Below are 12,939 nucleotides of genomic sequence, written 5' to 3'. Positions count from 1 at the left end.
CCCGGATCGAGCTTGCGGCCCCGGGAGTTTGGTAGGATCATGCAGGCAATGAAACGCTTCTCGGCTCTGCTGGCGTTCCTTTGCCTGCTGGTCTTCGCCGCCCAGCCGGCGGCGGCGCAGGGCATTCTGCGCGATGCCGAAACCGAATCGCTGCTTTCGGACATCGCCCGCCCGCTGGTTGTCGCCGCCGGGCTGAACCCCCAGAATTTCCGCGTCGTGCTGATCCACGACAATTCGATCAACGCCTTCGTGGCGGGCGGGCAGATCATCTATGTCCACACCGGGCTGATCGACGCGGCCGATACCGCCAACGAGGTGCAGGGCGTGCTGGCGCACGAACTGGGCCACATCACCGGCGGCCATGCGGTGTTCCAGAACGATGGCGGGGCGGGCGGCATCTCGCTGCTCAGCCTCGCGCTGGGCCTCGCCGCCATCGCGGCGGGCGCGCCGGAGGCGGGCAGCGGCATCATGATGGCCGGCCAGCGCGCGGCGATCGGCAAATATCTCGCCTTCTCGCGCACACAGGAGGCATCGGCCGATGCCGCGGGCGTGCGCTATCTCAACACCGCCGGGATCAGCGGCCGGGGGATGTTGGAGTTCTTCAAGAAGCTCCAGAACCTCGAATACCGCTATGGCTATTATGCCTCCGATCCGGACAACGACCCCTTTTACCGCACCCACCCGATGTCGGCCGATCGCGTCGCGACGCTGACCACCGACCTGCAGAAGTCGGCGGCTTGGAGCGCTCCCACCGATGCCGCGATCGAGCTGCGGTTCAAGCGGGTGCAGGCCAAGCTGCGCGGCTTCGTCAACGAGCCGAAGAAGACGCTGGCCGCCTATCCGCTGTCGAACCAGTCGATCTTCGCCCATTATGCGCGCGCCTATGCCTATCACCTGTCGGGCTATCCCGATCAGGCGGCGGCCGAGAGCATGGCGCTGGTGAAGATCGCGCCCGATGACCCCTATTTCCTCGAACTCGAAGGGCAGATCCTGCTCGAATCGGGCAAGCCGGCCGAGGCGCTGGTGCCGCTCCGCAAGGCGACGGAGGCGACCAATTATCAGCCGCTGATCGCCACGTTGTTCGGCCACGCCCTGATCGCGACCGAAGACCCGAAGCATCTGGAAGAGGCCGAGAAGGTGCTCCGCCAGGCGGTCGCGCGCGACAAGGAGAACCCCGCCGCCTGGTATCAGCTCGGCATGGTCTATGAACGCAAGGGCGATATCGCGCGCACCGCGCTGGCCACCGCCGAACGCGCCAACCTGACCGGCGATCCGATGACCGCGCTGGCCAGCGCCCGCGCCGCCATGGCCGGGCTGCCCCAGGGTTCGTCCGACTGGATCCGCGCGCAGGACATCATGATGGTATCGCAGACCGCGGTCGAGGAACTCCGCAAGAACCAGGGCCGCCGCCGGTGATCGAAAAGCTGACGAAGAACCGCTGGGCGTTCGCCGCGGCGCTGGCCGGCGCGGCCGCGGCCGGCGCGCTGATCTATATGTTCGCCCAGCGCGCACTGCCCGGATCGCCCGGCGATCGCGCGCAGGTGGAGCAGGTCGTCCGCGATTACCTGCTGGAGCATCCCGAGATTCTGCCCGAGGCGATGGAGCGCCTCCAGGCCAAGCAGGAAGCAGCGGCGATCGCGCGGATGCCCGGCGTCACCACGCCCTATGCCGGCGCATGGATGGGCAATCCGAAGGGCGACGTCACCGTCGTCGCCTTCCTCGATTACAACTGCGGCTATTGCCGGTCGAACATCGCCGCGCTGACCCGGCTGGTGCAGAGCGATCCCAACGTCCGCATCGTCTATCGCGAATATCCGGTCCTGGGCGAGGAGAGCGTCCTCGCCGCGCGCTGGGCGCTGGCGGCGGCCGAGCAGGGCAAGTTCCGCGAGTTTCACGAGGCGCTCTACGCCATCGGCCGCGCCACGCCGGAAACGATCGACCAGGCCGCCACCCGCGCCGGGCTGGACAAGGCACGCGCCACCGCCGCGCTCGCCTCCAAGCCGGTCGAGGGCGAGATCGGCACCAATTATCAGCTCGGCCGCGAGTTGCGGATCACCGGCACCCCGGGCTGGGTGATCGGCCACCGGCTCTATCAGGGCGCGCAAAGCTATGAGGAACTGGTCAAGGCCGTGACGGCGGCGCGCAACAAGGGCTGACCCGCTCCCCCGCCGGGCATCTCCGCCCCGGCCTTGTACCCCGCCCCCCGCCACCCTAGATCACGCCCCTCTCAGGCGGGGTTTCCATGCAACCAGTCCTCTCGGTCCGCGGGGTCGGCAAGACCTATGGGTCCGGCCATCGCGCGCTCGAATCGGTCGATCTCGACATCCATCGCGGCGAGATTTTCGCGCTGCTCGGGCCGAACGGCGCGGGCAAGACGACGCTGATCTCGATCATCTGCGGCATCGTGAACCCCAGCAGCGGCACGATCCTGGTCGACGGCCACGACGCCATCCGCGACGCGCGCGAGGCGCGCAGCCGGATCGGGCTGGTGCCCCAGGAACTGTCGATGGACATGTTCTCCACCGTCTGGGCCACCGTCACCTTCAGTCGCGGCCTGTTCGGCAAGTCGCCCGATCGCGCCTATTGCGAGCAGGTGCTTCGCGATCTCTCGCTGTTCGACAAGAAGGACACGCCCGTCCGCATGCTTTCCGGCGGGATGAAGCGGCGCGTGCTGATCGCCAAGGCGCTGGCGCACGAGCCCCAGATCCTGTTCCTGGACGAGCCCACCGCGGGCGTGGACGTCTCGCTGCGCCGTGATATGTGGCGGCTGATCGGATCGCTGCGCGAACGCGGCACCACGATCATCCTCACCACCCATTATATCGAAGAGGCCGAGGAGATGGCCGATCGCGTCGGCGTGATCGACAAGGGGCAGTTGCTGCTGGTCGAGCAGAAGGACGCGCTGATGAAGAAGCTCGGCAAGCGCGAGATGCATGTGACGCTGGCCGAGCCGCTCGATGCCATCCCGGCGGAGCTGGCCGACTGGCAGCTCACGCTGGAGGACGAGGGGCACGGGCTGCTCTATCGCTTCGACGCGCAGGCGGAGCGCACCGGCATCCCCTCGCTGCTGCGGCGCATGTCGGATCTCGGCATCGGCTTCACCGATCTCGACACGTCCAAGTCCAGCCTTGAGGACATCTTCGTCGATCTGGTGGAGCGCCGCTGATGAAAGGGTTCAACTTCAACGGCGTGCTGGCGATCTATCGCTGGGAGATGGCGCGCACGGGCCGCACCCTGTGGCAGAGCGTGGTCGCCCCGGTGATCACCACCTCGCTCTATTTCGTCGTCTTCGGCAGCGCGATCGGCAGCCGGATGCAGAGCGTGGACGGCGTCGCCTATGGCAGCTTCCTGGTGCCCGGGCTGATCATGCTCTCGCTGCTGACGCAGAGCATCTCCAACGCCGCGCTCGGCATCTATTTCCCCAAATTCACCGGCACGGTGTTCGAGCTGCTGTCGGCGCCGGTCTCCGCGATCGAGATGGTGATCGGCTATGTCGGCGCCGCGGCCAGCAAATCGGTGCTCATCGGGCTGATCATCCTGGCCACATCGGCGCTGTTCGTGCCGCTGCGCATCGATCACGTCTGGGCGATGCTGGCCTTTCTGCTGCTCACCGCGCTCACCTTCAGCCTGTTCGGCTTCATCATCGGCATCTGGGCCGACGGATTCGAACAGCTCAACGTGGTGCCGGTGCTGGTGGTGACGCCGCTCACCTTCCTGGGCGGCGCCTTCTACAGCATCAAGGATCTGCCCGAGCCCTGGCACACGGTCAGCCTGTTCAATCCGGTCGCCTATCTGGTCAGCGGCTTCCGCTGGAGCTTCTTCGGCAAGGGCGACATCTCGCTCGGCTGGAGCCTGGGCTTCATCGCGCTGTTCCTGGCCGCCTGCCTGGGCGTGGTGGTGTGGATCTTCCGCACCGGATACCGCCTGAAGAGCTAGGGCATCGCGATACAGACCCCTCGCCCGGTTGGACGCACGCTTCTGTAAAGCCTGGTCCGCGGTGCCCGGGCGGCGGCGTTGGCATGCCGCTATTTGAATCACGCGAAGGCGCGAAGGCGCGGAGAGGGACTTGCCGCGATAGCGGCCTTCCATGTCCAGCACCGCCGCACGAACCCGATTCCCCTGAAATCTTCGCGCCTTCGCGTGCAACATAAGCCAAGCAGGGACAGCTCAGGCGAACGGCTTGGATTCAACGCGATCCAGAGGCGCTGAGCGCCACCCGGCGCCGGGCAGCTTCAGCGCACCACCGGCAGCTCCACATAGCTGCCGTCGCACACGCGCTGGGTGGCCTTCACATAATCCCCGCGCTGCGCCTTGTAGATGTTGGGGACGAAGGTCTGCGGGTTGCGGTCGATCACGGGAAACCAGCTCGATTGCACCTGCACCATGATCCGGTGCCCCTTGCGGAACACATGGTCATGGTCGCGCAGCGGCACGTCCCAGGCGACCACCTTGTTCGGCACCAGCGGCCTGGAAACCTCGAAGCCCTCCAGATATCGGCCCCGGCGGACCTCCATCGCGACCGGGAGCTGATATCCGTTGAGCTGGCGCGTATAGCCGCCCAGCGCATCCTCCACGTCGCGGGTATAGCCGTCGGGGAAGACGTCGATCAGCTTGACGATGAAGTCGCTGTCGGTGCCGCTGGTCGATGCCATCAGCCGCGCGGCGATGGCGCCGGTGACGGTCAGGTCCTCGGTCAGCGGATCGCCTACCCAGGTCAGCACATCGGGCCGGCCGTCCACGAAGCGCTGGTCCTCCGCCTCCCACCATTGCCATTCGGGGCGCGGATAGGTGGGCGAGATCGGGCGCGGGCGGAACGGCACCGGATTGGCCGGATCGGAGACGAACTCGCGGCATCCCTCCAGCCCCGCGGGCGCGCCGAAGGTCAGCGATCCGTTAGCGCGCAGCGTCAGCCGCTCGGCGTGCGCCTGGGGCAGCGGCCATTTGGCATAGGTCTTCCACGTCCAGCTCCCGGACTGGAAGCTCTTCACCTCATAATCCGGCCTGGCGCCCTTGCCGTGCAGCCAATAGGCGAAGAAGGGCGCCTCCACCTCCTCGCGGAAGCTGGTGCCGCTGTCGACGCCATAGGGGATGCGGCCGAGCGAACTCAGCGATCCGCGCCAGCCGCCATGATTCCATGGGCCGGCGACGATCTGGCTCAGGTTCCCCGGATCGTCCTGCTGCTGCTTGTAATAGATCTGCCAGCTACCCCAGGGGTCCTCCTGATCGTAATAGCCGGCGACATTGAGCGTGGGCACGGTGGTGCGGCCAAGCTTGTCCGACCAGCGCTGGCGCTTCCAGAAATCGTCATAGTCCGGATGCTCGATCATCTCGGTGAAGCGCGGCAGGCGGCCCTTGATATAGGCTGCCTCCAGCTCCGCCGGCGATCCGGCCTTCAGGAAGAAGTCATAGGTGTCGATCCCGTCATAGGCGAAATCGACATTGGCGTCCTTCTGCCACTGCAGGATCGTCAGCCAGTCGGTGGCATAGGTCAGCCGCATCGCGCCCCAGCGATGCAGGTCGTCGTTCATGAAATAGTCGGTCCAGGCGGCCTGCGGGCTCACCGCCTTCAGCGCCGGATGCGGGCGGGCGAGTGCGATCGCCGCAGCCAGCCCGGGATAGGAAACGCCCCACATGCCGACGCGGCCGTTGTTGGGCTTCACCTTCTTCACCAGCCAGTCGATCGAATCCCAGGCGTCGGTCGATTCGTCGACGGCCTTCTTGCCGGTCTTGATCTCGGTGGAGAGCGTGAACGGCCCGCCTTCTGACCCAAAGCGGCCGCGCATGTCCTGTTGGACAAAGATATAGCCGTCCCTGGCCAGCGCCGCCCAGCTCCGCGGCATGCGCGCGGGCGCGTCGGCGGAGGCGCCATAGGGCGTGCGGCTGAACAGGATCGGCAGCGGCCCCTTCTGGTCGCGCGGGCGCAGGATCACGGTGTGCAGCTTCACGCCGTCGCGCATCGGGATCATCGCCTCCTCGACGACGAACGGCCCCTGCGCCCGGGCCGCGGGCACCAGCGATGCGGCGGGCGCCGCGAACAATATCAGCAGCGCCGCCAGCAATCGCATCCCCGGTCTCCCCTTGCCGCTATCCGCCCGCGCTCAGGCGGTGCGGTGCTCGCCCTTCACCCAGCGCACCGTACCCGAACTGGCGCGCATCACCACGCTTTCGGTGGTCATCTTGCCCTTCAGCCGCTTGACGCCCTCCAGCAGCGAACCGTCGGTCACGCCGGTGGCGGCGAAGATGCAGTCGCCCTTGGCCAGCTCGGTCAGGTCATAGATCTTGTCGAGATCCTCGATGCCCCATTTGCGCGCGCGAGAGCGCTCGTCCTCGTTGCGGAACAACAGCTTGCCCTTGAACTGTCCGCCCACGCAGCGCAGCGCGGCGCACGCCAGCACGCCTTCCGGCGCGCCGCCCGATCCCATGTACATGTCGATCGTGGTCGTGGGATCGGTGGTGGCGATCACGCCCGCCACATCACCGTCGCCGATCAGCACGATGCCGCAGCCAAGCTGGCGCAGCTCGGCGATCAGCGCCTCGTGGCGCGGACGATCGAGCACGCAGACGATGATCTCCTCGGGCCGCACGCCCTTTGCCGCGGCCACCGCCTTGACGTTGTCGGTCGGCGATTTCGCCAGATCGATCACGCCGTCGGGCAGGCCGGGGCCGACCGCCAGCTTCTCCATATAGACGTCGGGCGCGTTGAGCAGGCCGCCCTCCTCGGCCACCGCCAGCACCGCCAGCGAGTTCGGCCCGGCCTTGGCGCAGATAGTGGTGCCTTCCAGCGGATCGAGCGCGATGTCGATGCGCGGCCCCTTGCCGATCGCCGCGCCCACCTTCTCGCCGATGAAGAGCATCGGCGCCTCGTCGCGCTCGCCTTCGCCGATCACCACGGTGCCGTCCATATAGAGGCCGTTCAGCGCGGCGCGCATCGCCTCCACGGCGGCGTGATCGGCGGCCTTCTCGTCGCCGCGGCCGACCAGCGTGGATGCGGCGATGGCCGCCGCCTCGGTGACGCGCACCATTTCAAGGACGAGGACGCGGTCGAGGACGTTGCTGGTCTGCATGGAATCGGTCACCCTTGGTTGCGACTAGGCCTGATTGACGGCAGCACCGGACCGGCGCTGCCTGACGGAAAAACGACTCCACGCGCCGATACGGGAGCGAATCGTCCCCGGCAACCGCCTGCGCCACGATTTCGCCACGAAGCCGCGGCGCCGCGCGAACATCCGGTCAATCGCCCAGGATCGGCATCCACATCGGTTCGCCCGCCAGGCTCTGCGATCCGCGCAGCCGCTCCAGCGCGGCGGCGACCGATCGTTCCGGCCCCTCATGCGTCACGATGGCGACCAGCACGCTGCCGTCCGGATTGGCGCCGCGCTGCATCAGGCTCTCGATCGAGACCCCGGCGTCGCGCATCGCAGCGGCGATCTCCGCCAGCACGCCCACCTTGTCCGCCACGGTGAAGCGCAGATAGGCGCGGCCCCGCCGGTCGCCCGTCGGCGCGGGCGGCAGCGCGCTCAGCGCCGCGGCGGGCATCGCATAGGGCGGGCCATATTCGCCGCGGGCGATGTCGATCAGGTCGGCCACCACCGCGCTCGCGGTCGGGCCGTCGCCCGCGCCGCGGCCCTGGAACAACAGCCGGCCGACGAAATTACCCTCGGCCACCACCGCGTTGAGCGAGCCGGAGACATGCGCCAGCGGGTGATCGAGCGGCACCAGATGCGGGTGGACGCGCTGGAACAGCCCGTCGCCGCCCGCCTCCGCCACGCCCACCAGCCGCACGCGATAGCCGAGCGCCGCCGCCTCGGCGATGTCGGCGCCCAGCACATGGCGGATGCCTGTGATCGCGATGTCGTCGAACGCGGGCTCGGCGCCGAACGCGATCGATGCAAGGATCGACAGCTTGTGCGCCGCGTCGATGCCGTCGATGTCGAAGCTGGGATCGGCCTCGGCATAGCCCAGCCGCTGCGCCTCGGCGAGCACCTCGGCGAAGTCGCGGCCCTCCGCCTCCATCTTGGAGAGGACGAAGTTGCAGGTGCCGTTGAGGATACCATAGACTTGGGTGAGAACATTGGCCGCCGCGCCTTCGCGCAGCCCTTTGATCACCGGGATGCCGCCCGCCACCGCCGCCTCGAACTTCAGCGCGACGCCGGCCGCCTCTGCCGCCCCCGCCAGCTCCAGCCCGTGGTGCGCGATCATCGCCTTGTTGGCGGTGACCAGGCCCTTGCCCCCCTGCAGCGTCTTGCGCGCGAGCGATAGCGCCGGCCCGTCCGATCCGCCGACCAGCTCGACCACCACATCGGCGCCGGCATGGCCCGCCAGCTCGGCGGGATCGTCCACCCAGTCGAACCGGGAGATGTCGATGCCGCGATCCTTGGTCCGATCGCGCGCGGATACGGCGACCACCTCGATCGGCCGTCCGGCGCGGCGCGCGATCAGATCGCCGTTGGCATCGAGCAGCCGGACCACCCCCGCGCCGACGGTGCCCAGGCCTGCGAGAGCGATGCGAAGCGGTTCTGCCATGGGAATTCCGGACCTCCGGGGGAGCGTGAAGATGCGCTGGCGCCTATAGCCACCCGCGCTCGCCGCCAACAAGGCGCTTCACGCCCCGGCGCTGCCGAATCAGCCGACTTCCTGCCGCACCAGATCGTGAAAGACGTCCGGCACCGATGTCTCGCGGGGGCCGGGGGCCGCGACGGTGATCTTGCGATAGGCCAGGCCGATCGTCTCAAGCGGCATGCCAGCCCCGTCTCCGGCCACATCGTAGCTGGCGATGATCACCCCCTCCAGCGTGAGGCGCAGCGCCGGATTGCCGTCTTCGCCCGCCACGGCCAGCGTCGCCCGCGGCACCTCCCGCCCGTTCAGGCAATGGCGCAGCAGCAGCGGCGTCACGCCATCGGCGCGGCGCGTGATCGCCAACTGCCCGTGCGTCGCGAATTCATATGTCTGGGCCGCGGGCTTGGAGCCGTTGTGGAAGCCGATGTTCCACGAAAGCACCGTGATCCCCGCCTCGTTCGCCCTCGGCAGAAACCCCGAGTCGAACTTCAACACCGTATTGCCCATGTCCGCTTCCCCTCCCCCAGGAAAGTGTTTCAGTTCTTCAGGCCGATCTCGCGCAGGCGTTCGGCCAGATAATCGTGCGCGGTGATCGGCGGCTCGCGCTCGGGGTTCTCCGCCGTCACGCACTGGGGCAGCGCCTTGATCAGGAAATCGGGCGCCGGATGCAGGAAGAAGGGCATCGAATAGCGCGGCACGTGCCGCCGCTCGGGCGCCGGGTTCACCACGCGATGCGTCGTCGACGGCAGGACATGGTTGGTCAGCCGCTGGAGCATGTCGCCCACATTGACCACCATCGCGCCCTCGGGCGGCTTCACCGGCAGCCAGCGGCCGTCCTTGTCCAGCAGTTGCAGCCCCGCCTCCTCGGCGCCGAGCAGCAGCGTGATCAGGTTGATGTCCTCATGCGCGCCCGCGCGCACCTCCGGCGCGTCGGCGGGCACCGGCGGATAATGGAGCAGGCGCATCACCGAATTGCCGTCCTTCACCGCCGGATCGAACCAGTCGGGCGCCATCCCCAGATAGCGCGCGATCGCGGAAAGCAGCCGGTCGCCCGCCGCGTCAAAGGCGGCGAACAGTTCCAGGAAGGTCTCCTTGAACCCCTCCGGCCGGTCCGGCCAGACGTTGGGCGCCATCACCGCCGAATAGGGATGGCCGGCCGGCAGATCGCGGCCGATGTGCCAGAATTCCTTGAGGTCGACGAGCGCCGCGCCCTTGGCGATCTCGGTCTTGAACGGGGTATAGCCGCGCGCGCCGCCGCCGCCGGGAATATGATACTGGCGCTTATAGTCTTCCGGCAGCGCGAAGAATTCCTTGGTGATCCGCCAGGCGCGATCGATCAGTTCCTGCGGGACGCCATGATCGCTGACCATCGCGAAGCCGAAGCGCTGGAACGAGCTGCCGAACGCCTGGGCAAAACCGTCGGGATCTTCCGCCTGGGTCTTCATCGAGACCAAGGGCACTTCGGCGAGCGGGGTGTCGAGCATGCGATTCTCCGGGGTTACTCCCCAGATTAGGCGTGCCCCGCCGCGCTCACAAGCTTGTGGACTTCCCGCAATGACAGCCGGAGCAGCCGCTGCGGCGCCTCAGCGCCTCAGCTCCCCACCTCCATCCGCCCGCGCGTCTTGCCCTCGCCGCCCGCCTCCAGTTCCAGGCGGATCGGATCGCCCTCGGCGGTGGTGCCGGTGAAGCCCCCGCCCGCCGGCGTCAGCTTGAACCCGCGCTGCACCATGTTGTCGCGGAACCAGGGCCGCACCTTGTCCAGCGGCGCGGGCGCGTCGAACGTGATCGTCAGCCGTGCCTCGCTCTTCTCGCCGATCCGCTCGTTGGCCTTCAGGTTGAAGTCGCGGATCGTCGAGCCGGGGTAGAGCTTCACGCCGCCCACCTCGAAATCGGCGGCCTCGATGTCGATCTTGGGCAGGCGCGCGGAGATGTCGATCCCCGGGCCCTTCACCGCGGCGGTGCCCGATCCGTCCGCCTCGATCGTGATGTTGGCGCTGTTGCCCGCGCCCGTCCCGCCCGGTCCGCATGCCGCCAGAGGCAGCGCGAGCGCCAGCACCGTCCGCTTCATCGCACGACCGCTCCCATGTGTATTATTTAGACAATACACTATCCTGCGCGGGAGGGCGCGTCAACCGGCGCGAACGGCAAATTCGATCGCTGTCATCGGGATTCCCCCATGGTGCGGCGCGCCCGGCCACCTATATCGCTCTGGTACCCAAGGCCCCAACCCAGCGGAGGAAGACATGGCAGACGGCAAATCGGCGCTGAAAACCCCGACCGACCTGAGCAGCAACGCCGCCAAGAGCGTTGCCCAGGCGCTGAACGGCATCCTCGCGGACAGCTTCGCGCTCTATCTGAAGACCAAGAACTTCCACTGGCACGTCTCCGGACCGCACTTCAGGGATTACCACCTGATGCTCGACGAGCAGGCGGCCGCGATCCTGGCGACCACCGACGTGATCGCCGAGCGCGTGCGCAAGACCGGCAACGCCACGCTGCGCTCGATCGGCGATATCGCCCGTCACCAGACGATCGCCGACAACGACAAGGAGTTCGTGAGCGCGGCCGACATGCTGGCCGAGCTGCGCGACGACAACCTCAAGCTGGTGGAGGCGCTGCGCGAGGCCAAGGACATCGCCGATACGGCGAAGGACAACGGCACCAGCGCCGTGATCGACGAATGGACCGACGCCGCCGAGCAGCGCGCCTGGTTCCTGTTCGAAACGAGCCGCAACGCCTGAGGCGCGGCCCGATGCGGCACGGGGCCGGGGGTGAATCCCCCTGGCCCCGGCGCGTCACTTGATGGCGGCCAGATCCGCGTCGATCTTCGCCAGAATCTCGTCGGTGATCTTGCCTTCCGAGAAGGGCTGGAGCTGGCGCAGGCTCATCGCCTTGAACATCTCATAGGATGGGTGCGTCAGCATGCCGGGCATGTCGGCGTCGAGCACCGCCTTGGCGGCCGGATCGGCGGCCAGCACCTCGACGGGCGTATCGATGTTGAACTTGGCGGCGGCCGGCGCCGACTGGCCCGGCGCGGCAAGCGCGGCGGCGGGAGCGGCAACGGCGAACAGCATGGCGGCAACAACAGTCTTCATCTGGATGGTCCCCTCCGGATCACGAGCGATCGCGCGAACGCTGCTTCGGCGAAGCTCGCGGCTGCTCTAGCGCGGATCGCGCGGCACCGCGAGCGGGATCGCACGGAACTCCGCAGCGGGTTCGCGCATTCCATAGCCGTCCCTAGCATGGAGGCGTATCATGTTGCGTTGGGCTCTTATTTTCCTGGTCATCGGCCTCATCGCCGCGGCGCTGGGCTTCGGCGGGATCGCCGGCACCTCGATCGGCATCGCCAAGATCCTGTTCTTCATCGCGGTCGCGCTGTTCGTCGTCTTCCTGATCGCCGGACTTGCCACCGGCAAGGCGATCAAGAGCGCGGTGGACTGACGCCGCCAAGCTTCAACAGCCACCAATCGGGCGGGGCGCCATAGCGTAGCGGCAGCACGCTGGCGCCCCAGCCTCCGGTGATGATCGCGACGCGCGCGCCTTCGCGCACCACGCCGCACCGGTATCTCCCGCTATAGCGCGAGGAGCTTGCGACCGGGCCGATCAGCGGCAGCACGATCTGGCCGCAATGCGTATGCGCGGCGAGCACCAGGCCGAACTTCGAACCCAACCGCGGGATCACGTCCGGGCTGTGGGTGAACGCCAGCCGCGGCCCGCGCAGCTTGTCCGCCGCCTTGGCGACCACCGCGGGCCGCGCCTTGCCGCTGTGCCAGTCGCCGATCCCCGCCAGCACCAGCGGGCCGGCCTTCACCACCCGGTTTTCCAGCGTCGGGATGCCGGCCTTTTCCAGCGCCTTCAGCATCGGGCCGCGCCGCCGCCCGTTGTCGTGGTTGCCCAGCACCGCCCACACGCCCATCGGCGCGCGAAACGCGGCGAGCGCCTGCGCGATCTCGGCTTCCGAATAGGCGCGCGTCGAAAGCTCGCGATCGCCCACATAGTCGCCCGCCAGCAGGATCAGGTCCGGCTTCGCCGCATTCACCTGCTCCGCCAGCCTGCGCACGCGCTCGGCCGGCATGTCCGGGCCCTGCATGTGGATGTCGCCGATCAGCGCGACGCGCAGCGGCGGCGCCCCGGCCGGCCAGTTGGTCATCGCCACATTCGCATCGTGCCGCACCGGATCGGCAAGGAGATTGGCATAGCCCCAGCCAAGCACCAGGAAGGGCGCGGCCAGCATCGCGGGGAGCAGGGTCTTCCACAGCCGGGTCATCAGGCGGGACGCTATCGCCAAGCGTCCCCGCGCGCCATGCGAAACGCTGCGCTGCACAACAAATCCCCGGCGGCTCCACAGGCGCTGGACGCCCGGCTGGCGCTTGTCCCGCGCCC

14 protein-coding genes are annotated in these 12,939 nt (G+C 67.9%); 6 read left to right on the top strand and 8 right to left on the bottom strand.

Going from position 1 to position 12,939, the window contains the following annotated elements; all coding sequences use genetic code 11:
- Nucleotides 1–48 precede the first annotated feature (48 nt).
- The 4 genes from OM513_RS03965 to OM513_RS03950 all read left to right on the top strand — a co-directional run bounded on the left by OM513_RS03965 (nucleotide 49) and on the right by OM513_RS03950 (nucleotide 3,936).
- Entirely contained in the window at nucleotides 49–1,416 is a 1,368-nt protein-coding gene (locus tag OM513_RS03965; RefSeq protein WP_264942821.1) for a M48 family metalloprotease, read from the top strand.
- Nucleotides 1,413–2,156 (top strand): DsbA family protein, encoded by a 744-nt coding sequence (locus OM513_RS03960; protein ID WP_264942820.1) that lies wholly within the window; start codon nucleotides 1,413–1,415, stop codon nucleotides 2,154–2,156. The genes OM513_RS03965 and OM513_RS03960 overlap by 4 nt, the downstream gene beginning before the upstream one ends.
- Nucleotides 2,157–2,242: 86 nt before the next feature.
- On the top strand, nucleotides 2,243–3,166 hold the full coding sequence (locus OM513_RS03955) for an ABC transporter ATP-binding protein (protein ID WP_264942819.1): 924 nt from the start codon (nucleotides 2,243–2,245) through the stop codon (nucleotides 3,164–3,166).
- The gene (locus tag OM513_RS03950) at nucleotides 3,166–3,936 is read left to right on the top strand and encodes an ABC transporter permease (RefSeq protein ID WP_264942818.1); all 771 of its coding nucleotides are present in this window, start codon (nucleotides 3,166–3,168) and stop codon (nucleotides 3,934–3,936) included. The genes OM513_RS03955 and OM513_RS03950 overlap by 1 nt, the downstream gene beginning before the upstream one ends.
- A gap of 296 nt (nucleotides 3,937–4,232) precedes the next feature.
- Here OM513_RS03950 and OM513_RS03945 read toward each other — a convergent pair whose 3' ends face one another.
- The 6 genes from OM513_RS03945 to OM513_RS03920 form a co-directional block, all read right to left on the bottom strand.
- Complete coding sequence (locus OM513_RS03945; protein ID WP_264942817.1) at nucleotides 4,233–6,065, bottom strand: CocE/NonD family hydrolase; 1,833 nt, start codon at nucleotides 6,063–6,065, stop codon at nucleotides 4,233–4,235.
- A gap of 33 nt (nucleotides 6,066–6,098) precedes the next feature.
- A complete protein-coding gene (gene glpX, locus OM513_RS03940) occupies nucleotides 6,099–7,064 on the bottom strand; it encodes a class II fructose-bisphosphatase (RefSeq protein ID WP_264943038.1) in 966 nt (321 codons plus the stop codon).
- A gap of 166 nt (nucleotides 7,065–7,230) precedes the next feature.
- Complete coding sequence (locus OM513_RS03935; RefSeq protein ID WP_264942816.1) at nucleotides 7,231–8,523, bottom strand: homoserine dehydrogenase; 1,293 nt, start codon at nucleotides 8,521–8,523, stop codon at nucleotides 7,231–7,233.
- 99 nt (nucleotides 8,524–8,622) lie between these two features.
- Nucleotides 8,623–9,051, bottom strand: coding sequence for a type VI secretion system tube protein Hcp (locus tag OM513_RS03930; RefSeq protein ID WP_264942815.1), 429 nt, complete (start codon nucleotides 9,049–9,051; stop codon nucleotides 8,623–8,625).
- A gap of 41 nt (nucleotides 9,052–9,092) precedes the next feature.
- Entirely contained in the window at nucleotides 9,093–10,040 is a 948-nt protein-coding gene (locus OM513_RS03925) for an isopenicillin N synthase family dioxygenase (RefSeq protein ID WP_264942814.1), read from the bottom strand.
- Between the two features lie 107 nt (nucleotides 10,041–10,147).
- Nucleotides 10,148–10,624 carry a hypothetical protein gene (locus tag OM513_RS03920; protein WP_264942813.1) on the bottom strand — a complete coding sequence of 159 codons (477 nt, stop codon included), beginning with the start codon at nucleotides 10,622–10,624 and terminating at the stop codon, nucleotides 10,148–10,150.
- Between the two features lie 175 nt (nucleotides 10,625–10,799).
- Here OM513_RS03920 and OM513_RS03915 point away from each other — a divergent pair, with 175 nt between their 5' ends.
- Nucleotides 10,800–11,297 carry a Dps family protein gene (locus OM513_RS03915; RefSeq protein ID WP_264942812.1) on the top strand — a complete coding sequence of 166 codons (498 nt, stop codon included), beginning with the start codon at nucleotides 10,800–10,802 and terminating at the stop codon, nucleotides 11,295–11,297.
- A 54-nt stretch (nucleotides 11,298–11,351) separates the two neighbouring features.
- Here OM513_RS03915 and OM513_RS03910 read toward each other — a convergent pair whose 3' ends face one another.
- Nucleotides 11,352–11,651: a hypothetical protein gene (locus tag OM513_RS03910; RefSeq protein WP_264942811.1), complete on the bottom strand. Its 300-nt coding sequence runs from the start codon at nucleotides 11,649–11,651 to the stop codon at nucleotides 11,352–11,354.
- A 160-nt stretch (nucleotides 11,652–11,811) separates the two neighbouring features.
- Here OM513_RS03910 and OM513_RS03905 point away from each other — a divergent pair, with 160 nt between their 5' ends.
- Complete coding sequence (locus OM513_RS03905; RefSeq protein ID WP_264942810.1) at nucleotides 11,812–11,997, top strand: DUF1328 domain-containing protein; 186 nt, start codon at nucleotides 11,812–11,814, stop codon at nucleotides 11,995–11,997.
- On the opposite strand, the gene OM513_RS03900 is transcribed toward OM513_RS03905, so the two are convergent.
- Nucleotides 11,978–12,823: a metallophosphoesterase gene (locus OM513_RS03900; RefSeq protein ID WP_264942809.1), complete on the bottom strand. Its 846-nt coding sequence runs from the start codon at nucleotides 12,821–12,823 to the stop codon at nucleotides 11,978–11,980. The two genes, OM513_RS03905 and OM513_RS03900, sit on opposite strands and share 20 nt — an antisense overlap.
- Between the last annotated feature and the right edge of the window lie 116 nt (nucleotides 12,824–12,939).

The organism is Sphingomonas canadensis (assembly GCF_026013525.1).
Lineage (GTDB): Bacteria > Pseudomonadota > Alphaproteobacteria > Sphingomonadales > Sphingomonadaceae > Sphingomonas > Sphingomonas canadensis.
This window is presented reverse-complemented; position numbering and strand designations above follow the sequence as displayed.

Bases quoted from the DNA above. Each gene is read 5' to 3' on its own strand.
- OM513_RS03965 (WP_264942821.1), top strand. From the start codon at position 49: ATGAAACGCTTCTCGGCTCTGCTGGCGTTCCTTTGCCTGCTGGTCTTC.
- glpX (WP_264943038.1), bottom strand. From the start codon at position 7,064: ATGCAGACCAGCAACGTCCTCGACCGCGTCCTCGTCCTTGAAATGGTG.
- OM513_RS03955 (WP_264942819.1), top strand. From the start codon at position 2,243: ATGCAACCAGTCCTCTCGGTCCGCGGGGTCGGCAAGACCTATGGGTCC.
- OM513_RS03920 (WP_264942813.1), bottom strand. From the start codon at position 10,624: ATGAAGCGGACGGTGCTGGCGCTCGCGCTGCCTCTGGCGGCATGCGGA.
- OM513_RS03910 (WP_264942811.1), bottom strand. From the start codon at position 11,651: ATGAAGACTGTTGTTGCCGCCATGCTGTTCGCCGTTGCCGCTCCCGCC.
- OM513_RS03925 (WP_264942814.1), bottom strand. From the start codon at position 10,040: ATGCTCGACACCCCGCTCGCCGAAGTGCCCTTGGTCTCGATGAAGACC.
- OM513_RS03900 (WP_264942809.1), bottom strand. From the start codon at position 12,823: ATGACCCGGCTGTGGAAGACCCTGCTCCCCGCGATGCTGGCCGCGCCC.
- OM513_RS03950 (WP_264942818.1), top strand. From the start codon at position 3,166: ATGAAAGGGTTCAACTTCAACGGCGTGCTGGCGATCTATCGCTGGGAG.
- OM513_RS03945 (WP_264942817.1), bottom strand. From the start codon at position 6,065: ATGCGATTGCTGGCGGCGCTGCTGATATTGTTCGCGGCGCCCGCCGCA.
- OM513_RS03935 (WP_264942816.1), bottom strand. From the start codon at position 8,523: ATGGCAGAACCGCTTCGCATCGCTCTCGCAGGCCTGGGCACCGTCGGC.
- OM513_RS03915 (WP_264942812.1), top strand. From the start codon at position 10,800: ATGGCAGACGGCAAATCGGCGCTGAAAACCCCGACCGACCTGAGCAGC.
- OM513_RS03905 (WP_264942810.1), top strand. From the start codon at position 11,812: ATGTTGCGTTGGGCTCTTATTTTCCTGGTCATCGGCCTCATCGCCGCG.